General features: G+C 73.9%; 19 protein-coding genes. 7 read left to right on the top strand and 12 right to left on the bottom strand.

Annotated features, from left to right (window positions below; genetic code table 11):
* Nucleotides 1–224: 224 nt before the first annotated feature.
* The gene (locus ABZY91_RS29785; protein ID WP_329874831.1) at nucleotides 225–395 is read right to left on the bottom strand and encodes a hydrophobic protein; all 171 of its coding nucleotides are present in this window, start codon (nucleotides 393–395) and stop codon (nucleotides 225–227) included.
* A gap of 187 nt (nucleotides 396–582) precedes the next feature.
* Here ABZY91_RS29785 and ABZY91_RS29780 point away from each other — a divergent pair, with 187 nt between their 5' ends.
* Both ABZY91_RS29780 and ABZY91_RS29775 read left to right on the top strand, forming a co-directional pair.
* Nucleotides 583–1,101 (top strand): DUF6584 family protein, encoded by a 519-nt coding sequence (locus ABZY91_RS29780; protein ID WP_355405956.1) that lies wholly within the window; start codon nucleotides 583–585, stop codon nucleotides 1,099–1,101.
* A gap of 452 nt (nucleotides 1,102–1,553) precedes the next feature.
* Entirely contained in the window at nucleotides 1,554–2,975 is a 1,422-nt protein-coding gene (locus tag ABZY91_RS29775) for a HAMP domain-containing sensor histidine kinase (RefSeq protein WP_355405955.1), read from the top strand.
* A 221-nt stretch (nucleotides 2,976–3,196) separates the two neighbouring features.
* On the opposite strand, the gene ABZY91_RS29770 is transcribed toward ABZY91_RS29775, so the two are convergent.
* From ABZY91_RS29770 to ABZY91_RS29735, 8 genes are all read right to left on the bottom strand, one after another.
* Nucleotides 3,197–6,073, bottom strand: coding sequence for an AAA family ATPase (locus ABZY91_RS29770; protein ID WP_355405954.1), 2,877 nt, complete (start codon nucleotides 6,071–6,073; stop codon nucleotides 3,197–3,199).
* A 276-nt stretch (nucleotides 6,074–6,349) separates the two neighbouring features.
* On the bottom strand, nucleotides 6,350–6,967 hold the full coding sequence (gene thpR / locus ABZY91_RS29765) for an RNA 2',3'-cyclic phosphodiesterase (protein WP_355405953.1): 618 nt from the start codon (nucleotides 6,965–6,967) through the stop codon (nucleotides 6,350–6,352).
* A 353-nt stretch (nucleotides 6,968–7,320) separates the two neighbouring features.
* The gene (locus ABZY91_RS29760) at nucleotides 7,321–8,061 is read right to left on the bottom strand and encodes a class I SAM-dependent methyltransferase (protein WP_355405952.1); all 741 of its coding nucleotides are present in this window, start codon (nucleotides 8,059–8,061) and stop codon (nucleotides 7,321–7,323) included.
* 242 nt (nucleotides 8,062–8,303) lie between these two features.
* Nucleotides 8,304–9,134 (bottom strand): PhzF family phenazine biosynthesis protein, encoded by an 831-nt coding sequence (locus tag ABZY91_RS29755; protein ID WP_355405951.1) that lies wholly within the window; start codon nucleotides 9,132–9,134, stop codon nucleotides 8,304–8,306.
* A 320-nt stretch (nucleotides 9,135–9,454) separates the two neighbouring features.
* The gene (locus tag ABZY91_RS29750; protein ID WP_355405950.1) at nucleotides 9,455–10,438 is read right to left on the bottom strand and encodes an SDR family oxidoreductase; all 984 of its coding nucleotides are present in this window, start codon (nucleotides 10,436–10,438) and stop codon (nucleotides 9,455–9,457) included.
* A 231-nt stretch (nucleotides 10,439–10,669) separates the two neighbouring features.
* Entirely contained in the window at nucleotides 10,670–11,608 is a 939-nt protein-coding gene (locus ABZY91_RS29745; protein WP_355405949.1) for an alpha/beta fold hydrolase, read from the bottom strand.
* Between the two features lie 238 nt (nucleotides 11,609–11,846).
* Nucleotides 11,847–12,761 (bottom strand): SDR family oxidoreductase, encoded by a 915-nt coding sequence (locus ABZY91_RS29740; protein WP_355405948.1) that lies wholly within the window; start codon nucleotides 12,759–12,761, stop codon nucleotides 11,847–11,849.
* A 329-nt stretch (nucleotides 12,762–13,090) separates the two neighbouring features.
* A complete protein-coding gene (locus tag ABZY91_RS29735; protein WP_355405947.1) occupies nucleotides 13,091–13,471 on the bottom strand; it encodes a hypothetical protein in 381 nt (126 codons plus the stop codon).
* A gap of 408 nt (nucleotides 13,472–13,879) precedes the next feature.
* On the opposite strand from ABZY91_RS29735, the gene ABZY91_RS29730 reads away from it, so the two are divergent.
* The 3 genes from ABZY91_RS29730 to ABZY91_RS29720 all read left to right on the top strand — a co-directional run bounded on the left by ABZY91_RS29730 (nucleotide 13,880) and on the right by ABZY91_RS29720 (nucleotide 16,440).
* Nucleotides 13,880–14,497, top strand: a complete 618-nt coding sequence (locus ABZY91_RS29730; RefSeq protein ID WP_355405946.1) for a HEAT repeat domain-containing protein — start codon at nucleotides 13,880–13,882, stop codon at nucleotides 14,495–14,497.
* A 280-nt stretch (nucleotides 14,498–14,777) separates the two neighbouring features.
* The gene (locus tag ABZY91_RS29725) at nucleotides 14,778–15,152 is read left to right on the top strand and encodes a hypothetical protein (protein WP_355405945.1); all 375 of its coding nucleotides are present in this window, start codon (nucleotides 14,778–14,780) and stop codon (nucleotides 15,150–15,152) included.
* A gap of 562 nt (nucleotides 15,153–15,714) precedes the next feature.
* Nucleotides 15,715–16,440: a dienelactone hydrolase family protein gene (locus ABZY91_RS29720; protein WP_329876650.1), complete on the top strand. Its 726-nt coding sequence runs from the start codon at nucleotides 15,715–15,717 to the stop codon at nucleotides 16,438–16,440.
* A 233-nt stretch (nucleotides 16,441–16,673) separates the two neighbouring features.
* Here the strand turns inward: ABZY91_RS29720 and ABZY91_RS29715 are convergent, their stop codons facing one another.
* The 3 genes from ABZY91_RS29715 to ABZY91_RS29705 all read right to left on the bottom strand — a co-directional run bounded on the left by ABZY91_RS29715 (nucleotide 16,674) and on the right by ABZY91_RS29705 (nucleotide 21,180).
* Entirely contained in the window at nucleotides 16,674–17,954 is a 1,281-nt protein-coding gene (locus tag ABZY91_RS29715; protein ID WP_355405944.1) for a pyroglutamyl peptidase, read from the bottom strand.
* Between the two features lie 348 nt (nucleotides 17,955–18,302).
* The gene (locus tag ABZY91_RS29710; protein WP_355405943.1) at nucleotides 18,303–19,835 is read right to left on the bottom strand and encodes a hypothetical protein; all 1,533 of its coding nucleotides are present in this window, start codon (nucleotides 19,833–19,835) and stop codon (nucleotides 18,303–18,305) included.
* 250 nt (nucleotides 19,836–20,085) lie between these two features.
* Nucleotides 20,086–21,180, bottom strand: a complete 1,095-nt coding sequence (locus ABZY91_RS29705) for a hypothetical protein (protein WP_355405942.1) — start codon at nucleotides 21,178–21,180, stop codon at nucleotides 20,086–20,088.
* Nucleotides 21,181–21,556: 376 nt separating this feature from the next.
* Between ABZY91_RS29705 and ABZY91_RS29700 the strand changes: the two genes are divergently transcribed.
* Nucleotides 21,557–22,066, top strand: coding sequence for an Imm50 family immunity protein (locus ABZY91_RS29700; RefSeq protein ID WP_355405941.1), 510 nt, complete (start codon nucleotides 21,557–21,559; stop codon nucleotides 22,064–22,066).
* On the top strand, nucleotides 22,053–22,493 hold the full coding sequence (locus tag ABZY91_RS29695) for a hypothetical protein (RefSeq protein WP_355405940.1): 441 nt from the start codon (nucleotides 22,053–22,055) through the stop codon (nucleotides 22,491–22,493). The genes ABZY91_RS29700 and ABZY91_RS29695 overlap by 14 nt, the downstream gene beginning before the upstream one ends.
* The last annotated feature ends 16 nt before the right edge of the window (nucleotides 22,494–22,509 follow it).

Raw genomic sequence — 22,509 nt, 5'->3', positions numbered from 1 at the left:
GGCCTGGTCGGGGGGGTGGTGGGGGTGCTCCCCGCCGGCGGTGGCGGGGACGCGGCTGGCGCGGGGGGGGGGCGGGGGGGGGCGCCCCGCCCCCGGGGCCCCCCCCCCCCCCCCCCCCCCCCCCCCCCCCCCCCCCCGGCCCCCCCCCCGGGGGGGGGGGGGGGCCCCCCCCCGGGGGCCCCGGCCCCCCCCCCCCCCTCCCTAGATGCGGATGTTCCTGCCGGTCACCAGCGGTACCAGCGGTGACGGCGGCCGGAGGAGTGCGTACCGCGGGCGACGAACCCGACCAGCCAGAGCACCAGGACGACGACGGCCACCCACCAGAGGATCTTCACCGCGAAACCCGCCCCGAACAGGAGCAGAGCCAGCAGCAGGACGATGAGAAGCGGAACCATGAGTCGACCTCCGTAGTCAGTGTCGAAGGACCGGCTGCCCCGCTGAACAGCTCATATTCCTGGGAATCTTCCCACCCGACGAGGGCAGACGACCCCGCCCAGGCTGCCGGCCGACGTGGCGGGCGCCCTCGCCTGCTGGTCGGTAAAGCCGTTGAGCCTGCGCCCCTCGCTCGGTGATCATCTGCTGGTGACCGTCGAGAAGACACTTGCCAACGCAGAAGCGGACCTCCGTGCGGGCCGCGTACCCATGGCTCGCCAGCGGTTGCGCGGCCTGGTGTCCTCCTGCCCCACCGACCTTCAGGTGCGGTGCCGCCTGGGTGAGGTCTACCGACTGTACGGCGATGCTGCCCAGGCCGGGCGCTGGACGTATCTGCAGGCTGACCGGGACCCTGATGAGACGGCGGCGTTCGAGGCTCGGTACCCCCACCCCGTCGCCCGGATGACCGCTCTGGCGTGGCGAGGTCCCGAGGACGTGGCAGCCACCGACATCGCTCGAACACGTCTGACCGAGGTCCGTGAGTCGGCTTCGGACGTTGCGGGCCGTCCGCTTTCCTGGGGTTTCGCTCCTTCCGACGGCCGGGAGACCGAGGCAGGCAGCTCGTCCGCCGTGATCCGGACGGTGGGCTGCACGGCCGTGATCCTCGTCGTGCTCGTGCTGGTTCTGTTCGTCGTCCTCGGCGCGGTCAGCTTCATCAGCCGGCTCTGACGGACTGCGGGGCAGCCGGGGACAGGCGGAGCAGCGCCGGGGCCGGGCCGGAAGGACGCTTCGGGCGTCACTCTCGGAGGGGCAGCAGGTTCTCAGGCATACCGCAGGCGGTTGTTCAGATATTTCTCATCTCCAGGCCCGACCTTTGTCGTGATCATCCGGCCGAAGAGCGTCCGACGGTCGGTGACGACCGTCACCGACCGAGCCGAAGCGGGGGTGATGGGCCACCCGTTTCCACAGGTCATCAAGCACAAGATCATCCGACACCCGCACGACCCTGCCCGCCGCCGACACGAACTTCCAAGTCCTGCAAGCAAATTCAATCTGCGACGATCAGTTAGGCGGGGCGGGCAGCGGTGGACGGGAAGCCGGTCGGTGAAGCGGTGGGGACGTCTCGACGGCGGGACAAGTGGCTCCGTGGGACGGCTCTGCGTAGTCGACTGGCGGTATCCGTGGCTGCGGCCGTGTCACTGGCCGTGGTGACGTGCGCGGTGACCGGCTGGTTCGTGGCACGCGAGGAGATGACCGCTCAGGTCGATCAGGCGCTGGCGCGCACCTGGGCGCCGAACGTGCACGCGCCTCCTCAAGCCGAGATCCGAGCGATGAACGACTGGTGCCGTGGGGTCGTCACCCAGCCGTGGATGACCAGGGACACCGTCCCCACGGTGATCTTCGCGGACGGGACGTCCTGTCCGCCGAACGAATCCCGGTCCGTGGAAGTCACGGACGGCGACCTGCCGGTGGCGGGCAGCGGGACGAGCGAAGCCGGCGCACGCTCCTACTTCCGCGACGGGCGGCTGGTCAACGGTGACGCCGTGCGTGTGTACGTGGTCAGCTACGGACCCGTCGTGTTCAACGGCAGGCCCACCACTGCAGCCGTCGCGCTCTCCCAACCCCTACGCCCGGTACACGACGCGCTGTTCGGACTCGCCCTGGTCACGGCCGCCGTCGCCGCGCTGGTGATCGCGGCCTCGGCCACCGGTGCGTGGTGGCTCGCGCGAAGGGCCCTGCAGCCCGTCGACCGCCTCACCCGGGCGGCCGAGCACATCGCACGTACCCAGGAGCCGGGCACGACCATCGACGTGGCCGGCGGCGACGAGATCGCCCGCCTCGGCCGGGCGTTCAACGCCATGAGCACCGCTCTGGCCCGTTCCCGCGACAGCCAGTCGCAGCTGATCGCCGATGCCGGCCACGAGCTGCGTACCCCGCTGACCTCCTTGCGCACCAACATCGATCTGCTGGTCCGCAGCGAGGAGATCGGGCGGCCACTGCCCGAGGGCACGCGTGCCAGGGTCTTCGCCAACGTGAAGGCCCAGATGGTGGAGCTGTCCACCCTCATCGGCGACCTGCTGGTCCTCTCCCGTCCCGTGCCGGCGGCCGGTCCCGTGCCCGTGCTGGGACTGCACGACGTCGCCGCCCGTGCACTGGACCGTGCAAGGCTGCGCGGGCACTCTCTGACGTTCAACGTCGATCTTCAGCCGTGGTACGTACGGGCGGACACGCACACCCTGGAGCGGGCCGTGGTCAACCTTCTCGACAACGCGGTGAAGTTCAGTCCGGTCGGCGGAGCCGTCGATGTTTCGCTCGTCTCCGGCGTTCTCACGGTCCGTGACCACGGACCGGGCATCGCGCCCGAGGACATGCCGCACGTGTTCGACCGGTTCTGGCGCGCGCCGACCGCGCGGCAGTTGCCCGGTTCCGGCCTGGGCCTGGCGATCGTCGCCCAGGCGATCCACGACGCCGGCGGCGAGGTGTCGCTCGCCGCTGCGGCGCCCGGAGCGGACGGTGAGACGGGCGGTGCGGTGGCCACCGTGAAGCTGCCGGGCTCGCCGACACCTCCCCCGCAGGCGGCTCCGGCGCCTTCGCGCACCTGAGCCCCGCGCGGCGTCGCGTGCCGGGCCGGGCCGGGCCGGGCCGGCGTGCGAGGGGTCAGCCGGCGGTGCGGGTCAGGTCGTCCCGGGTCTCCAGGTAGGCACAGAGCTGCGCCCACGTGGAGACTGTCCGGCCGTTGGAGGACCCGGCCAGGACCGGCCCCCGGACGCCGCGCCGGACACCGGACACCGGGGCGCAACCCGTGGGCTTCCTACCGATCGTCCTACCGATCGTTCTGCGGCCGGGTACGGGCGGGGCCGGCCTCCGCCGGTAGAACGGTAACGCCGGGCAGGGCCGCGCGCGTCACCCCGAGCTTCCGCAGCACCTTGCTCACGTGCTGCTCGACGGTCCGGGGGGACAGGAAGAGCGCCTGGGCGATCTCCTTGTTCGTCGCACCCCGGGCTAGGTACCGAGCGACCTGGATCTCGCGCGGCGAGAGCTCGTTTCCGTAGCCGGCGCGTCCGCGCGGCTGGGGGTGGATCTCGCCGAGCCCGCGCAGGGCGTGCGTGCAGCGGCCGGCGTCCCAGAGGGCGTGGAGGCCCTCGTAGACGCCGAGGGCCTGGTGCAGGAGGTCGACGGCCTCCCCGGGGGCGGTGGCGGCCAGCACCGCGGCGAGGTCCTCCACCGCGAGGGCCGTGTCGTAGGGGCGTCCGATGTCCCGGCGCAGGTCCAGTGCGCGCTCGAAGCGGGTCCCCGCGCGGGCGGGGTCCGTGCCCGCGAGGAGCAGCCCCCGCGCGGTGTGCAGGGCGGCGCGGGCGGCCGGGGCGTCACAGCCCGCGGTCACGTCCTCCGCGCGCTCCACGACCTCGCGCGCGGTGCTGCCGTCACCCAGCACCAGGGCGGTCCGCACGACGACCGGTATCAGCGGATGGCCCGCGGCCCAGTGGTCGGTGGCCCGCATCTGGGCGAGCGGGCCCGCCAGCAGAGCCCACGCGGCATCGGGGTCGTCCTGGGTGAGACGGACCCTGGAGATCCACGCGGCGGCCTCCCACAGCACGTGCCGGCCGGTTCCGCTGCGCACGATGTCGGTGAGCAGATCGAGGCCCTGCACGAGGTCGCCGCAGGCCACCGCCGTCGCCCCGGCGATCAGCTTGTCCTCCCACTGCACCGTGACGAGATCGGGGTAGTCGGCCCGCAGCGCGGCCCGCTCGGCCTGCGCCGCCTCCCAGTGGCCCTGCCGCCAGGACGTGTGGAACAGCGTCCCCCTCGCGTACCCGGTCAGGATGTCCGACTCCAACCGTTCCCCCAGCCGGCGGGCCTCCTCGGCCAGGCGGCGAGCCCGCCGGTCGTCGCCCAGGAGCGCGGCGGCCTCGCCGCCGTTGTACAGGCCGCGAGCGGTCTCGAAGAGGATCGCCGCGGACCCCGTACGCGGCAGGGCGTCCAGACGGGCCCACACGCCCGGGTCACCGCGCGAGGCCAGGCAGGAGAGCTTGTTGACGGTGAAAGCCGCCCACGCCACCGCGTCGCCGCTCCCGGACAGCAGCCGCTCGGCACGCTCCAGCCACCGCCGCTGCTCCTGCGCGGTGGTGTCGTCCATCAGGGCCAGCGCGACCATCGCGCGGGACGCCTTCTCAGGCCGCTCCTCCCCCAGCTCCTCGACCGCCCGCTCCAGTTGCAGGCGCCCGTCGGGATCGTCGTCCTGGTTGACCATCAGCCGTCCGAGGGTCAGCCGGATCTCCCCGCGCGCCGTCACCGCGAGCTGCGGGTCGTGGAGGATGCGCCGGAGCAGCGCGGTGCTGCGCCGGTACTCGATCCGCGTCACGACGGCCTCGCTGAGCGCCACCGCCGCCCGGGAGCGGTCCTCGGCCGTCAGGTGCGGGTGCTGGAGGATGTCGTTGAGGAGGGTGACGGCCGTGCCGTCGTCCCTGACGTCCGCGGCCTGCCCGGCCGCCTCCTTCGCGTACCGCAGCCACGCCTCGGCGTCGCCGGCCGCCCGCGCGTGGTGGGCGACCTTCACCAGCGGCGGCGGCGACTCCCCCAGGAGGACGCCGACGGCCCGCCGGTGCAGCCGCGTGCGCACCGGCCCGGGGATGTCGTCGTAGACGGCCTGCCGGTACAGCACGTGGTGGAACCCGTACACCAGCCCCGGGTGCTCGCTCAGGACACCCCGGCGCAGCGCCTCCGTGAGCGCGGCCTGCGCGTCACCCGCGGCCAGGTCCGCCGTCCTGGCCAGGACGAGCTCGCTCGACGGAACCTCCAGCACGGCCGCCGCGTCCACCACCGCGCGCTCGGGCACGGACAGCGCCGCCAGGCGGTCGGCGACCACCTCGCGAAGCGCCCGCGGGACCTCCGCGTACCTGAGCGCGCCCGCCTCGTCCACCGCCTGCGCGGCGCTCGCGCCGCCCGGCTCACCGCTCAGCCCTCCCAGGGCGACGAGAGCGTGGATGTCCTCCTCGGCGACCAGGGGGATCCCGCCGCTGCGCTCGAACGCCGCCCTGGCGAGATCGTCCGTGACGGGACGGCCCAGGACGTTCGACACGAGCTCGGCGATCGCGGGCCCGTCCAGGGGCTGCAGGGGAACGACCGCCCCGGTGACACCGGGCGGGCGACTGTAGGCGCTCCCGAGCGGGGCCGCTCCGGACGGCAGGTCCTGGCGCCGGTAGGTCACGACCAACCCCAGTCCCGGCGGCAGGTCACGGGCGAGCAGGAGGAGGCACTCACGGGTCGCCTCGTCCGCCCAGTGCACGTCCTCGACGACCAGGGTCACGGCCTGCATGCTCTCCAGCAGCGCCCGGATCGCCCGGACCATCGCGTGGCGGCCGACCGCCGGCACCTCGCCCTCGGGCGGATCGGGAAGCCACCGCGCCAGCTCGGGCAGCAGCGGGGCGAGCGGCGCGGCCGCCGCGACCACCGGGGCGCGGGCCGTCATGAGCGGCGCCGCACCGCGCAGCGCGTCGATCACGGGCCCGTACGGGAACGGCTCACGAAGCGGATGGCACATCCCGGTCAGGACGCGCGCGCCGTGCGAGCCGAGCATCCGCGCCGCCTCCAGGACCAGCCGCGACTTGCCCACACCGGCGTCGCCCTCCACCAGCACCACGGCCGGCGGGTGCCGCAACGCCTCCGTCAGGAGCCTCAGTTCCCGGTCCCTGCCCACCATCGCCGGGGCTCGGTAGGCTCCGGTCCCACCGGCACGGGAATCGGACACGATCACCAGCTCCGACAGTCCGACAGGTCCGGACCACGACCACCCGGGACGGCCCCCACACCACGACGCTACGAGCCACTCCCGCGCCGCGCAACGCCGCCCGTCCGAACCGCTCCACAGCCCGAGGCGCCACTGCCCGGTCGGCCCTCGGCCTCACCGCGAGCGGCTCGGACGACGGGGTGCCTGCACGGCGGCCGGTGCGGGCCGGCTCAGGAGCACGTCCGACGGCTACGGCTCGGTGAGGGCGCCGTCGCCGCCGGACCGGACGGCGGCGCCGAATCGCCACGCCTCGATGTCGCGATAGTGGATCGGCCCGGGGCCACGGCCGATGTTGCTGCCGACGAGGTGGAGACGTTCGGTCCACCACGCCCGACCCACGAACCCGCCGAGCCCGGCCGCGGCCTGCGGCACGCTGGTGGGATCGTCGCGGCGGGAGCGGGCCAGGGTCAGGTGGGGGCGCAGCGGGCGGTCCCTGAACTCGATCCCGCAGGACCTGATCAGGTCCCGGACGTCGGCGGTGAGCAGGTGCAGTCCCTCCAGGTCCCCGTCGATCCCGCTCCACAGCAGCCGCTGGTCGAAGTGGCCGCCGCCCCGAAGGCCCAGGTGCAGGGCGGGGTACGACGCGGCCGCATCGGCCAGGACCGACCTCAGGAGCGGCACCGCCCCGGAGGGCAGTTCACCGAGGAAGGCCAGGGTGATGTGCCAGTCCTCGATCCGGTTCCACCGCAGCCGCGGGTACGCGGCGTAGGCGGGCTGCAGGGCCCGGGCCAGTTCGTCCTTGGCGTCGTCGGGCGGGGCCAGTGCCACGAAGACACGGAGGGTCGAGGGCTCGGGGTGATCATCCACGAAGGGGGAGGTTAGCCGAGGGCGGGTCGCCCGCGCTCGCCGGTGCCGCCGGGGCCGACGCCGACGCCGACGCCCTGATCGTCGGCCGCCACCCCACTGTGACCGCCCCACCCCCCTGGGGCACATCACCGGGGTCCGGGCACCGGGGTCGGGCGCCGGGACCGGGCACCGGGGTGGGCTCCGGGGTCGGGCGCCGGGGTCGGGCTCGGCGGTGGGCCGGAGCTCGGGAGTCTGCCCCGGCGTGACCCTCGGCGGTGCGGCGGATCCGCCTCCCCTCTCGGAACCTCACCCGGCGTCCCTGGGGTCACCGCCGGCGCAGCCGCGGCAGACAGCTGTCGGCGGGCGGCGGGCGCTCAGCTGCCGGGACGGACGGCCCCTGCCCCGGCAACGACGAACCAGTGGGCCGGCAGCGCGACCCGGGTGCCGTCCGGATGGCGCTCGCTCATGGCGAGGTCGCTCTCGCCCTGGTCGAGGATCTCCAACCCGGCCTCGTGCAGCAGCTCGGGCAACTCTCCCGAAGCGACCTCGGCCGGGCGCAGTTGGTGCTTGCGGACCTGTCGGAGCTTCTCCGGCGGGCCACCGGGCCGTTCGGCGACCTGTTGGAGCACCGCCTTGGCGGCTGCGGTCGGCTCGACCACGAAACCCCGGCCGCGTCGGCCGAGCAAAAGGGTGACGGCCTCCGCGACCGGCACCCGGTCGTCCGGGTCGCTCTGGTGGAGCACGGCCCGCAGGTAGACGTTGGCCTCGCCGATTCGGTCGCCGAGTCGCCGCACCCCCTCCAGGTCGGTGAGGTCGAGCTGTTCGAACTCGGCCACTGCGTCGCGGTCCGCCCGACGGGCGTGTGCCACGGCCGCGGCGGACAGGTCGACACCCAGCGCGCGAGGGAAGTGCCCGGCCAGGTAGCGGGTCTGGGTGCCGTTGCCGCAACCGAGGTCGACGATCGGCAGCGTGCGGTCGACGTGGGCCGCGAAGAGCGCGATGTGCGGGGCCGCCGTCAGTGTCGCGTCCGCGTCCCAGAACGGCTCCCCCGGTTCTCCCGTGTTCTCGGCCCAGAAGCCCTCCCACGCGCGTACGTAGCGTTCCGAAGCACTCATCAGCAGGTCTCTCCCGTGTGTCGTGGCAGCGATGACAGCCTCCATACCGGGCCTGGCAGCGGCGGAAACCACTCGGCTCGATCCTTCACACCGCGTTCGACCCCGCGCCGGTAAAACCACCGGACGGGTGAGTCCTGCCGGGGCCGGAGGCGTCGGTCGAGCAGGGACGCGGCCCCGCCCCGGCCCGACCGGGCCGTGCCCGGCACGGGGCGGGAGTCACGTCCCCCTCCGTCCTTCGGGCGTCAGACGTGCAGGGTGCCGTCCAGGACCGTGACGGCGTTTCCGGTGAGGTGGACACGGTCGCCGCTCAGCGCCGTGCGCACCAGGCCGCTGCGTGACGACACCTGGAGGCCGGTGAGCTCCTCGCGGCCGAGTCGGGCCGACCAGTACGGCGCGAGCGTGGTGTGGGCGCTGCCGGTGACCGGGTCCTCGGGGATGCCCCTGGCCGGTGCGAAGAACCGGGAGACGAAGTCGTGGCCCTGGGCTCCCTCGGCAGCGGGGGCCGTGACGATCACGCCGCGCAGTGCCTCGCGGGTGGTCAGCTCGGCCACGGCGTCGAAGTCCGGCCTGAGGTCCCGGACCGTGGCCTCGTCGGCGAAGACCGCCAGCAGGTCACCGAGGCCGTCGGAGCGGAAGGCGGTCTCGGGAGCGGCCCCCAAGGCGCCGGCGAGCCCGTCCGGCACGGCCACCGCGGTACCCGGGGCCGCGACCGGGAAGTCGAGTGTGATGGCACCCTCCGTGTCGGCGTGGGTGACCAGGACGCCGTGCTTCCGGCTCAGGAACCGGACGGCCCCGACGAGGCCCCTCTCGGCGCGAAGCGCGTGCGCCGTGGCGAGTGTCGCATGACCGCAGAGACCGGCCTCGACCCGCGGGGTGAACCAGCGGACGGCCCAGTCGGCCTCGGACGAAGCGGGCAGCGGAAGGGCGAACGCGGTCTCCGAGTGGTTCATCTCGGCCGCGATCCGCTGCATCCACGCATCCTGCGGCCACTGCCCGGCAGGCAGCAGACAGACGGCCGCCGGGTTCCCGGAGAAGGGGCGATCGGTGAAGGCGTCGACGACGAAGAGGCGCATGCCCGGACCGTAACGCCGCCCGGGCCCGCACCCCCAGGGCCAATCCGAGACAGGTGGCCCCCTTCCCCGCCGCGCCGCGCCGGCCCTGGCGGGGGGACCTCGCCGATCCGCAGGCCGGGGCCCTCAGGTCCGACGATCCGTCAAAGCCCGTCGTACCGGCCGTCACACCACTCGGCGCAGGCCCGACCGGAACCGGACGACGGCAAGGACGCGGCGATCGACGCGGGCGCGAGTGCGGGCGCGGGCGCGGGCGCGGGCGCGGGCGCGGGCGCGGGCGGGAACGGGCCCAGCTGCCGAACGGGTCTGCGGGGAGGGATGGTTCACGGTGCCCACGGTGCGCAGCGTCGGACGTTGTGGGCGAGGGCCCGGAGGACGTCGGTGCGGGTCACCTGGGCGGGGAGGAGGCGGCTCAGGTGGGAGGGCATGTCGGGCTGGTCGGGTGGGAGGAAGCCGAGTTGGGCCACGCGGGCCATGCCGCGGGTACGCGGTTGTGGCGTGGTGGGGTCGGCCAGGAGCGGTCCGCGGGCCGGGCGGCCTGCCTCGTCGAGGAACTCGATGCAGGCCCGTTCCAGGTCGGCCGCGGTCAGCCGGGCGGGGCCGGCGGTGACCCAGTGGAGGCCGGGCGCCGTGGTGTCGCCGTCGATGAGGGCTCCGGTCAGCGCGGTGACGTAGTCGACGAGGGTCTCCATGGGGAGGATGTCGGTCCAGTGGTCGGGGCGGACGGGCAGTCCGCCGGGGCGCGCCTGGAGCATGACCGTGAACAGGGCGTGGGGGAACTGGTGCCGCGGTGGGGTGGCGGCCCGGAGGGCGGCGAACAGGAGGGCGGTCCGCACGACGGCCACGGGTTGGCCGCAGTGGGTGGCCAGTTCCTCGGCTCGGCGCTTGGAGCGGCCGTAGGCGCGCATGGAGCGGGCGGCGAGGTCGTCGCCGGTGACCTCGAAGGCGGCCGAGGCGGAGGAGAGCAGGACCACGGGGACGCGGGCGTCGTCGGCGAGTTCCAGGATTCTGCGGGTGCCTTCGGCGTTGACGGTGTCGAAGGCGGCGTGGTCGCGCGGGGCGAAGTCGGTCAGGCCCCCGCAGTGCACGACGGCATCGATGCCGGCGGCCAGTTCGCGGCGCCGGCCGGTGTCCAGTCCCAGGCCGTCGACGGTGAGGTCGGCCTGGAGGCAGGTGGTGGCGCCTTCGGGCCGGCGGCGGTGGACGAGCGCGGTGACGTCGTACTGGACGGCCAGTGCGGGGAGGAGGTTCGCCCCGATCACGCCGGTCGAGCCGGTGAGGAGGACGGTGGGACGGGCTGGGGTCATGGTGGCCTCGGGTGGGGAAGGGGCGGTGTGGTGCCGGGAGGGGCGGCCCGGTGGCGGAATTGGCGGCCCGCCGGCGGGGCGTCGGGACCGTGGGGCTGCGCGGCCGGTCCGCCCGCCGGCCGGGGGGCGGATCCCGTTCGGGCCGATGCCGGCATCCGGGTGCGGGGTGAGGGGGTGGCGGTGCCGGTGGCGGTGGCGGTGGGGCCGGTGCGGAGCGGGTCGGGCTTCGGCTCAGGCCATCGCCGTCAGGGCGCTCGGCGCCGCCTCGGGCCTGGCGGATTCCGACGGTGCCGTGGCCGTGTACTCCACCGGGTGGCAGTAGGAGAGGCCGTCGAGGGACTCGCCGGTCACGAAGCGGGTCAGCAGGTCCCCGGCCCGGGCCGGGAGTTCCAGGTGCATCGCGTGGTCCGCGTCGTACGCCAGCACGAGGCGGGCATCGGTGCAGGCCGAGGCGACCTCGCGGCACAGGTCGGGCGGGGTGAAACGGTCGTGCTCGCCGGTGACCACCAGGACGGGCACGGTGATCGGCGGCTGCGGCGACGGCGTCTGCCGCAACAACCGCAGGGTGTTGTGGCGGTACTTCTCCCGGTCCGCGCCGACGATGTCGCGGAACATGGAGTGCAGGATGCGGCGCACCGCCGCCTGCCGGGTCACCCGCGCGCCCGGTGTGGAGCGCAGGATGACGTCGGCGCTCAGCTCGGCGAACTCCTCCATCCGCCCGTCCTCCAGCAGGTCCACGCTGCGCCTCAGGTCCTCCCGGACCGCGTCGGGGACCCACAGGAGCGGCCCCGCCAGGACGATGCTGCGTACCGCGCACGGGCGGGTCTGGGCGTAGCGGTGGGCGATGCCGGAGCCGTACGAGGCGCCGAGCACGTGCACCTGCCCGCGCCCGTGCCCGGCCGCCTCCAGGAGGTCGTGCAGGGCGCCCGCGAGGAAGTCCACGCCCAGGGCGGCGGGCAGGGTGTCGGCATCGCCCCACCCGGGCAGGTCCACGGTGAACACGTGGAACCGCTCGGCGAGCACCGCCTCGAAGCGGCCCCAGGCCGCCTTGCGCTGAAGGGCCCCGCCGATCAGCACGACCGTGTCGACGTCGGGGTCGCGGTGTCGTAGCGTGCGCCCCTCGGACCTGTATCCGCCGTAGCCGGACACCACGAACTCTTCGAAGGCCAAGACGTTCCCCTGCTCCTGCGAACCCTGGCGGCCCGGTCGGATGCGACCGTGACGTCCGCGCCGTCAGGTGCAACGATCATGGCGGGGTACGGTCACGTGGACGGCCCGGGGAATCGGGCTCGTCAAGGCGCCGGGACCGGGTCGGGCCCGCTCGCGGCGGGGGCGTGATCTCCGCGAGCGGAGCTGCGAAGGGTGTCTGCGAGCCGCCGGCGGTCGCTGGGCACCGCTCCGGCCGGGGTCAGTCGTCGCTCGCCCGCCCGATCCGGGTGAGGGCGGTGGCGGGCGGCGTGTGGAGGGCGAACAGGCGGGTCTTGAGGTGGTCGCTGAGCCACAGCGGCGCCGCGTACTGCAGGGCGGTGCCCAGGTGGGCGTCGAGGCCGACGGTGTACCTGCGCCGTGGGCGCGGGACGCTGAGGGCCCTGGCGATGACGCGGGCCACCGGTTGCGGCCCGCCGGCCGAGCGCTGGATGCGGGCCAGGAGGCTCGCGGTACGGTCGTGGACACCGGCGTCGGTCTGGATGGTGGTGAGGGAGGACAGATCCTCCCGGGCGCGGTCCCAGAACGGGGTCGCGACGGTGCCGGGCTCGATCAGGACCACCTGCACGCCGTGGCGGCGGGTCTCCATGCGCAGGCTGTGCGTCGCCGCACTGAGCGCGTGCTTGCTGGCGGTGTACCAGCCGTTCATCGGCGCCGGGATCCGCGCGGAGGCGGAGGAGACGGTCACGATCCGCCCCCGGCCCCGTCGGCGCATCGCGGGCAGCACCAGCGCGCACATGCGCAGCGTGCCGACGACGTTGACCTCCATGATCTCGCGGATCCGGTCCTCCGGGGGGTCGGTGATCGCACCCGTCAGCGGGATGCCCGCGTTGGCGACCAGCGCGTGGGGGCCGCCGTCGGTCAGGTCGGCCGCCTGCGCGACGGCCTCGTGGCAGGAGGCCGGATCGGTGAGGTCCATGACCACCGCATGCAGCGTCAGACCTCGGTCGCGGGCGGTGCGGACGAGCGCGTCGGCCTTGTCCCGGGAGCGGGCCGTCCCGATCACGCGGTGGCCCTGGCTGGCCAGGAGCAGCGCTGTGGCCAGGCCGATCCCGCTGGTCGCGCCCGTCACCAGTACGCCGGCCGACCGACCGGGTCCGCTTGTCTGCTCGTTCACGGCTTGTTCGCTCCAGGGATAGGCGGGTGGCCGTCCCACGGCGGGCCGACCCCGGGCAGCGTGCGACCCTGCCGGGGGAAGGTGACGGGACCGGCCCGGTGACAACGACCGTGCACCCGCCCGGGTCACACTCGGCACGGCTCGGACCCGCCCCCGTCGGCCGGCCCGCCCCCTTCGGGTGCCTCTTCGCCGCCCCGGGCCCCGGTGAACACCCGATCATGTGACGGGGCAATCCCGCGGCCTCGGACTTCACGGACCTGTCCGGGGCGGTTCCGGCCTCGTGTGCCGCAACCGCCCCGGACGTGGATCCGGTGCGCAGCCGTCCGGGATCAGCAGATGTGCCAGGGACCCCAGCCGTTGTCGAAGGTGCGACCCCAGATACTGTTGTCAGCGCCCCAGGCACCGATGGTGGACGGGTTGGGCCAGGCCACCCCGTACTTCAGGTTCTCCCCGCCGAGGCTCGCCCAGGGGGCCCATGATCCTCCCGGGGTGGTCTGCCGCGAGGACCAGATCGCGTGGTCGGTGCCCAGACCGCTGACCTCCTTCCGACCGTCGGCCCATGTCACGGTGGTGACCTGACTTCCGCACAGGAGCACGCGCGAAGGGGCTCCGTAGGTGACCCAGGTGTTACAGCCGCTCACTCCGTCGTAGTAACCCGGAGCGGATCCCACTTCGAGGTCCACGTAGTGGTCGGTCGGCGTAGCGTGCACCGGCGCAGCGAAGCCGAACATTCCGGCAACGACGGCGAATAGAAGCGCGATTAAACGTACCTTCTTCTTCAAGGGTCCGCCTCTTCATTCACTCCGGGGAATCTCCTCCGGGAACTCAGAAGTCTCCCAGAGGAGTTTCCCGAATCCGTACCCCCGTGGAGGTATCTGTAAGACCTCCTCATACGGGATGCGGACGGGCACCAGTACCAACTATCCGCGCACGTCCGCACCTGGACACCGCCCGCGAGGCGGGCGGCCAACGCCTTGCGAGCCCCGGAGTTCACGTCTCCCGTGCACCGGAGGAATCGGTCAGGTCAAGGCAATCGGGATTCGATGCCACGAATCACCGTGTCAGTGCGAAGACCTATCGTGTCGCCAGAACGTAACCACTCAGGACAAAGGGTCGAAATGGCACTGACGCTCGATGAAGCCGTGGCGCAGCTCGGCCACCGGCTCTCCCCCAAACGGCGTTCCGCCGCGACACGGCTGCGTCGGCTTGCCGACCCAACGGCGGGTCCCTCGCTGTTGGAGGCCCTACAGCGGGAGGTCCGCGACGTCCGCACATGGGAGACCCAGTACCAGATCGTCATGGCTCTCGGGATGTGCGGTCACCGACCCGCCCTCGGCCTGCTCCGGGAACTCGCGCAGCGCCCTTTCAAGGCCACCGCGGTGTACGTCGCGCTCGGCGACGCCATCGTCCGGCTCAGCAGTTCCGAAGACACCTCCGACTCCCTGCGGTGGTGTCTCGACAGCGGCACCCCGCTGCTCGCCGACGGGGCTCTGCGCGCCGTCGCCATGCAGCGGCTCTCCCCGGACGCCGCCACGATCGACTACGTCCTCGACTTCCTCGGCCCAATGGACCCGTACGACGGCCTCCGGTTCTGGGCCGCTGCCGCCGCAGCGGGCTGGACGGGCCCTCGGGTCGGTGACTTTCTCCAGGAATGCGCGGCGGGCCCCCGGGCCGACGTGGCCGGCGCCGCAGCCTCATCACTGCAACGCAAGTACCAGACCTACGCCACCTTGTAGAAGTTCGCAGCGATAGGGGCGACAAGGATTGTCCGACAGCACTCGCCTTCTGCGAGAGCGCACCGCCCTTCGAGGCCGACGCCTTCCGAGCCGGCGGTCGGATCCGGCTGGGACAAACCGCCTCCGGTTCTCGATCAGGCCGGGCGGGCGTCTGGCCCGGCGGCGCCTATGCTCGCTGTGCGGGCCTGCCCGAGCAGGGCTGCGGCCCGTGAAGCCGGCTCCCCTGCGCGCCCGGCGGACAGTGGCAGACGGCACCGATCGGCTGAGAGGCGGAGGACGCATGACCCTGGAGGAAGGCCGGCGTGTCCGGCTGACGGAGGATCTCGGGATCGGCGAGGCAACCGCCGGGGAGCCCGGGACCGTCGTCGGGTTCCTGTCCCTGGGAGCCGGGATCGAGGGCACGGTCGAGGGGGTGGACGGGGAACTCCCGCAGAGCGAGGACGCCCGCGAGTACGAGCGGCTCAAGGCGCTCCTGGAGGACTACGGGCACACCATGCCGGCGGCGAGCCGAACGCGGCTGGAGGCCGAGATCGCCGCGCTGGAGCCGACCTGGGCCGCCCACCAGGAGCCGGGGGCGCGGGCGACGGTCCGGGTCCGGTGGGACAACGGCCTCGTCCTCGACGGGGCGCACCAGGACATCCTCACCCCGCTGTGAGGGCCGGCGTCCTCGCGGCGGCGACGGACCGGCTTCGCGGGCGTACAGCCAGTTGCTCGGGGCCGCGCAGCATGCGGGCCTGGACGAGGCGGGCGGGAGCACTTCTGGCGCGTGCGCGTGAGCTTGCGCCAGTGATCCTGGGGCGCTTGGGAACCGGCAAAGCGCATCGGGCCGCCGGGCTCGAACTCGACGACCGGTGTACATCGCCGGGACCGGCTGCGCCACGGCCACCCGGCGATGTGGGCCGCGCCCGGCCCACGTACGGGCCGGGCGCGGTCCGGGCGGTGAGTGGGGGGAGACTCACCGACCGGACCACGTTCCGCTCACCCGGGGCTCTTCTCACCCCGATCCCGCCGGGCAAACCCACGAGTTTCCCGCGTCGGAAGGCCCGACCGGGAGATCGGTGTCAGCGTCCCCCCTGTCCCCCGGTCAGGCCGCCGAGTGACGGGCGGCGGGCGGCAAGCGGCGGTGTCCGGTCGGGGATCGGCGGTCCGCAGCCGTACGTTCCGCCGACGGCGAAGTCCGGCCCGACCGGGCGCGACCGCGACTACAGTCCGGTCGCATGACGACGGTGACGACACGCACGGTCGAGTATCCGGCCGACGGCCTGACGATGATCGGGCACCTCGCGCTCCCTGCCGGTGTCGACCGCAGACCTGCGGTCCTGATAGGGCCCGAGGGGCCGGGTCTGAACGACTTCCAGCGCCGCCGGGCCGACGCCCTCGCCGAACTGGGCTACGTGGCGCTGGCCTTCGACATCAACGGCGGGCGCTGGTTCACCGACCCCCAGGAGATGCTGGCCCACACGACCCCCCTGCTCGCGGACCCTGACCGGATGCGGGACATCGGCCACGCGGCGCTCGACGTACTGCGCGCCGAGCCGCGGACCGACCCCGACCGGATCGCCGCCATCGGCTACGGCACCGGAGGCGCGATCGTGCTCGAACTCGGGCGCGACGGCGTCGACCTGCGCGCCATCGGGACCGTCAACGCGCTCACCACGGGCCGACCGGGCGAAGCCTCGCGCATCCGCTGCCCCGTGTGGGTCGGGGTCGGGTCGGAGGACCCGATCATGCCGCCCGCACAACGGGACGCCTTCACCGCCGAGATGCAGGCCGCCGGCGTCGACTGGCGCCTCGTCGTCTACGGCGGGGCACTGCACGCCTTCCACCACCCGCCGGTCGACCAGGACGTGGTCCCCGGCGTCGGCCACCACCCGCAGCACGCGCAGCGGGCCTGGCGCGACGTGGTCGCCCTGCTTGCCGAGTGCGTGCCCCTCACCGGGTGAGCGACCCCGAGCAAGCCGTACAGGCTGCCCACTCCGACGTGGCAGACACGTAGGCGCGGGCGCCCCGGGCGGGGCCGAGGCCGGCGGCGACGTCGGCCAGGGCGGCGGACGGCGGACGGCGGACGGCGGACGGCCAGAGCCGTACTCGGGCGAGGGCCGCGCCGACACGCCCTGTCGGCTGCCGGGCGCAGCTGACAGGGCGGCCGACGGGGCGACCGGGAAGACCCGGGCCGTCAGCCGACGGTGTGCCGCAGGATGTCGAGGATCTCGGCGGTGATCGCGGCCTCGTTCTGCTCGAACACCGGCCCGGTGAGCTGCTCCGTCTGCTCCGGGAGACCGGTGAGCACGGGGGTGTGCAGGTGGCCGCCGGGCAGCTGCGGGGCGAGCTCCAGCCGTAGCCGGTTGGTGCGGTAGGCCACCTCGTTGGAGAGGTAGCCCCCGCCACCACCGGCGACCGCGCGCGAACCGGGGGTCGGGCCGTCCGTCCGGTCGACCGGGCCGCTCGCCCCGGCGGGGATCTCGGTGACGGTGGTGTTCACCTTGAGCGGGTACGGCTGCTGGACGGCGGTCATCGGCCCGGTGGGCAGGCTGGTGGCGATGAACTCCGCGCCGGGACCGAGGCCGGGGGCGGTGACGGGGTGCTCTCGGGTGCCACCGGACAGCGCGCCCGCATTGTCGGGGTACGGGTCCGCGGAGCGGGACCGGCCGGCCCAGGCCTCCAGGGTGAACAGTCCGGGGTAGCCCTGGCTGACGGTGGTGATGAGGTCCGCGGACCGGTGGCCGGGGGCGAGCCGCGGGGCGAAGGCGCGCTCGACGATGCCGCGGTCGAAGTCGCCGTAGCGGACAGGGAACAGCACCGTCTGGATCTCCGCGGGGGTGCCGTCGGCCAGGACGATCCGCCGTCCGTCCAGTTGCAGGGCCGCCGAGCCCGACGGATTGGCGCGGCGCAGCTCGGCGTCCAGACCGAACGGGTCGAACCCGCTGACGAAGATCCGGCGCACGCCCGGACGGCCGCCGAACCCGCTGTCGGCGAGTCCGCGCGAAGCGTCCTCGAAGCGCTGCCGCAGGACGGCGGCGTCGACGGCGAAGTCCGGTTTCCAGCGGCCGAGTTGCAGGGTCATGGCGACCCTGGTCCAGTACAGCGGCCGGTCGTCGACGGTCGGCAGGTCGCCGCCGGGACGACGCCCCTGGGCACGGTCGACGCCGGCCCGCCACAGCGCCTCGCCCCAGGCGTCGACCAGCCGGCCGGCCTGCTCGGCGGTGCGCGCGGTGCAGAGCGCTGCGGGGAACCGGCGGACGAAGTCGCCGAAGCCCCCGCGTTCGGTCAGGGCAGCGGTCCGCGGGTCCGCCGTACGTGCCTGTTCCCGGTCCGGCTGCGCGGAGTCGACGGTCCGGCAGTGGGGGCGGGCCTGCTGCGCGGTACCGGCGGTGGCGGTGGCGGCGGGAATGATCGTGGCGGCGAGTGCGCCGATGAGGGTCGCGGCGAGGGCGGCACGGCGCCGGGCGGTCGTCATGACGTGGACACTACATTCGCGCCCCCGGCTTCACCAGGGTGCCGCACCGTCACCGCCGACAGTCACGGTCGGCGGCGGCGGAGCCGGGCGGGACCCACGGCCTGGCAGTCTTCCGCCCCGCCGCCCCGCCTACCTCTGAAGGCACGCGGCACGGCGGTGCGGCGGCGCGGGCCCCCCGTGGACGTGCGGGGTCCACGCCCCACGCCCCGCGGACCGCGCTCACGGGCTCACGAGCCCACAGCTGTCCTGCGGCGGGGGTGAATCGGCTCGCCCCCACCGCACGGTCCTTCCACCCGGCACTCCCGCCCGCGCGGTCGATCGGTCGGCGGTGCGGACAGCGGAACGCGGTCAGTCGTCGCCGTCCTGGCCCCGGTCGTCGCCGTCGCGGTGGTGCCCGGCGGAGCGGGCGAAGACCTGGTTGTCGGTGCCCGCCGGGCCGCCGGTGCCGGCGACCAGGTTGCCGCTGGTCGAGCCGAACACCACCGTGTCACCGTCGGCGTCCACGACCGGGTCGATCGAGGAACCGTTGCCGAGCGAGCCGTCCGGCGCGGTGGCGATCCGCTCGGTACGGCCGGTGCGCAGGTCGTGGCGGTAGACGTCCCAGCCCGCGTGCTGCGGCCCTGCCACCAGGTTGTCGGCGGCGGAGGTGAAGTAGAGCCAGCGGTTGTCGGCGGTGATCCGGCCGTGGTCGGACGAGCCGACCGACGCGGTGCCGGGCAGCCCCCCGCTGACCTTCGTCACGGTGCCCTTCCTGAGGTCCCGGACGTACAGCACGGTGTGGAACCGGTGGCCGTTGGTCGACCCGCCCGGCTCGGGCAGCGCGTAGATCGCACGCCGCCCGTCGGGGCTGATCGTCGCACCGAAGCTCGCGTAGCCGAGGTTGCCGTCGAGGTCGAGGCTCGCGGCGGAGATGCGGCCGGACTTCACGTCGTACGTGTAGTAGACGCCGGTCGTCGGCCGGGCGAGGCTCGTTCCCGCGCTGCGGGGCGTGGCTGCGGCGAGGCCCGGGGCCAGCTCCACGTCGGCGGGAGCGCGGCCCCCGACAGCCGCGGCGGCGACGGCAGGGGTCTCCTCGGCAGGCACCAGGTTGCCCGCGAGGGAGGTGAAGCCGATGGTGCGGCCGTCCGCGCTGATCGTCGGGTTGAGCGACATGCCGTCGCCCGGCTTGCCGTCCACCCCGCGGGTCACCAGACGGGTCTTCCCCGTCCAGCGGTCGGTGACGTAGATGTTGTAGTCCCAGGTGTAGGGCCTGGCCAGTGACGGGTCACCACCTTGCAGGTCAGGGACGAGGTCGGTCCGACTGGAGACGAAGGCCACGTACCGGCCGTTCGCGCTGAGCGAGGGCGCGTACGAGGCGTGGAACCGGTCGGTGTCGGTGCTGGTGAGCCCACCGCTGACCAGCTCGGTGCGCCCGGTCCTCCGGTCGCGGACGTACACCTCGGTGCGCCCCTGGACCTGGACGCCGGGCACCACGTTCTCGGCCTCGCTGTCGAAGGCGACGTAACGGCCGTCGGCGTTGATCGCGACGTAGTCGGTGAAGCCGTCCAGCGCGTTGTCGTCGTCGGACAGGTTGACGCGCTCGGTGCGGCCCGTCCTCAGGTCGCGGACGTAGGCGTCGCGTCCGCTCTTCGCCGGCTGGGACACCAGGTTCGTGGCCCACGAGGTGAACAGGGCGTACCGGCCGTCGGCGCTGATCGCCTGGCTCCATGACTGGCTGTCCGGCACCGTGCCGTTCACCCCGACACTGATCTGGACGGTGCCGCGCAGTGCCGGGCGGGCCTGGGCGGGGGCCGCGGTCGCGGCGAGGACGGCGGCGGCGACGAGGACGCTGCCGCCACCGGCCAGCCACCGGTTGCGGACGGTACGGATGCGATGGGCCATGAGATCTGTCCTTCCCCTGGGATCACCCGGCCGGGCTCCCTCCCGGCGGCGGGCTCCAGGCGAGCCAATCGCCGGGAGGGGCGCCGGTCAACAGCCACAGGTGATCCCGGCGGAAGATACGTCAACAGACGTATACCGTCGGAGTCGCCGCCCGCAGCGGCCGTCACGGGCCGGGCCGCGGGCCGGGCCTGGCCTCGCCTGGCCTGGCCTGGCCTGGCCTGGCCGGTGGGGCGGCCCGGGGCGGCCGGGGTCAGGCGGCGAGCTGCCTCTCGGCGGCGAAGGCGGTGGCGGCCCGGGTGTAGCAGAAGTACCCCGCAGAGTCCTCCGCGTAGCGCCAGGGCAGGGCGTTCACGTAGCCGTCGACCAGCTGGAACTGCGCCATCGCCTCGACCGGCCGCTCCGTCATGACGTAGCACCAGGCGAGCAGGTGCCGGATCTCGGCGGCGCGGGGGTGACCGGCGGGTGCCGCGTCCACGGCCCGGCGGGCGGCATCGACGGCAGCCTGCGCGTACGGGGTGGACCAGTAGGTCTCCTCCGCGCCGTCCGGCTCGTGCTCGTGCAGCGCGATCAGCCGCATCCCGGCCAGCAGGCTGCTCTCCGGGGCGGCCGTGGCCGCGCGGTCGGCGAACGCGTCGGCCTGCTTCGCGGAGCCGTGCCACTTGGCGCACTGGTACTGGACCGCCGCGTAGTGGCCCGGGTAGTTGAAGGGGTCGCGCGCGGTCAGACCGCTCCAGACCCGGTCGAACTCCTCCTGCGGGTAGTCGAGGCCGAGCGCGATCCACAGCTCGGTGACCCACGGCGTCGGGTCCTCGGGGGCGAGTCGCTGCGCCCGCGCGCAGGCCTCGCGGGCCTCGTCGAGCACCCGGTGGAAGCCCTCGGCCTGTTCCTCGCTGGTGTGCTCGGCGAAGGCCGCGCCACGCAGATTCCACGCGAGCTTCACCAGCCCGGCGGCGTGCACGGTAGCGGCGTCCGGGTCCCCGGGCCGCTCGGCACGCCAGGCCTTCAGCCAGCCGTCGTCCTCGGCCGCGGCGTCCGCCAGCTCCTCGACGAGCCGGTCCCGCAGCTCCCAGTCCCGGCCGGCGGCGGCCAGGTGTCCGGCGCAGGCGTGCCAGTCCCCGGCGGCGGCGAGCTCCCGGACGGCATCGAGTTCGGGGGCGGCGCAGGCCCGCTCGGTGTTCTGGCGCTCCTCGGGCAGCATGCCGTACTCGGCGACCACCCTCTCGCGCCAGGCGTCGATCTCGACGTCGTCGCGGGCGGACCGGCGCTTGACGATCCAGGTGGCGATCTTGAGCGCGCAGACCACGACGGCGGAGAAGACGAGAGCGACGATGGCTTGGGTCGGCATGGTGAACCTTGTGAATCGGAGGGGGCGGGCGCCGGGCGCTCGAACCGCCGCGGCCGGCCCCGACGAGGGACGGCGACGCCGCGCGCGGGGTGTCCTCTTCGGGGAGCCACCGCGGAAACGGTGCAGGTGAACGCACGTACGGCAGGTGCAAATCGTAACCGCCGGGAACGGCACCCCCGCACCCGGTACCCGTGGACTGTCACGCCACGAACCGACTTCCCCTGCGCACGCCGGCGATCTGCCCCGTGCGGCGAGGCCCGCCGAATCCGTCCGCGTCCGCCCGCACGAGCGCGCCCGGACGCGGGCCGCGTTCCCACTACGATCCTGAGCCGGGCCGACCCGCAGGCCCGCCGCCCCGCGACAGAGGAGCACCGCCGTGACCACCCCGCGCTGGGACGGACTGCTGGTCAACCCGGAGCTGCTGACGCGGTACTACACGGCCGTCCCCCCGCTCCGGGAGGCGGCCCTGCGCTCGGTCCACCTCAGCCGGTTCGGCCCCGTCCTCAAGCTCCGGCTCGACCTGCCCCGGTTCGCGGACCGTCCGGACCCCGAGTGGGCCGAGGCCGGCTGCGACCGCGTCGAGTGCCAGATCCACTACCTCCTGCGGGAGGAGGACCTGCGCCTGCGGGGCCTGCCGGGCGGCGGCCCGGTCGACGTCGAGCACGTACTGCTGCCCGACGGGCGCCTGTCCGTCTCGGCCCGCGGACCGGACGTCGACGTCGCCTTCAGCGCGCACGACTCCCTCCAGGTCAGCCATGTGAGCGCCTACCGCTCCGCCGACGGCGACCCGTACACGGCCCGGCGGTGGTTCGCGAGCCCCGTCGACCGGATGTTGCACTCCGCCCTGCCCCCCACCACCCGGAAGCCCTTCTATGACCACCCCTGACCGAGCCGCCGATCGGACCGCTGACCGGACCGCCGATCGGACCGCCGACTGGACCGCCCTGCTGGCCGACCCCGCACCCGTCCGTGACGTCCTGGGTGTCCCGGCCCCGCCGCTGACCGACTACGACCTCTTCGCCGTCCACCTCGACGAGCGGGAGAACTCCGTCACCCTCGGCTTCACCGCCCCCGGCCTGCCGGCCGGCGCCGCCGACACCTGGCGGGAACGAGGGCACACCGCCGTCGAGTTCTTCCTCGTCCTCACGGGTGTCAGAGACCTCGCACTCGACGGCTGGACCCACGAACCCACCACCTCGGCCACCCTCACGTCCGGCTCGGCCCTGCTCACCGGCGCCCGCCACCGCATCGCCTTCGGCTACGACACCCTGCGGGTCGAACAGCTCCGCGGCTACCTGACGGGCTCCCCCTGAGGCGGGCCCACGGACG

It is taken from the genome of Kitasatospora sp. NPDC002965 (assembly GCF_040611255.1).
Classification (GTDB): Bacteria; Actinomycetota; Actinomycetes; order Streptomycetales; family Streptomycetaceae; genus Kitasatospora.
This window is presented reverse-complemented; position numbering and strand designations above follow the sequence as displayed.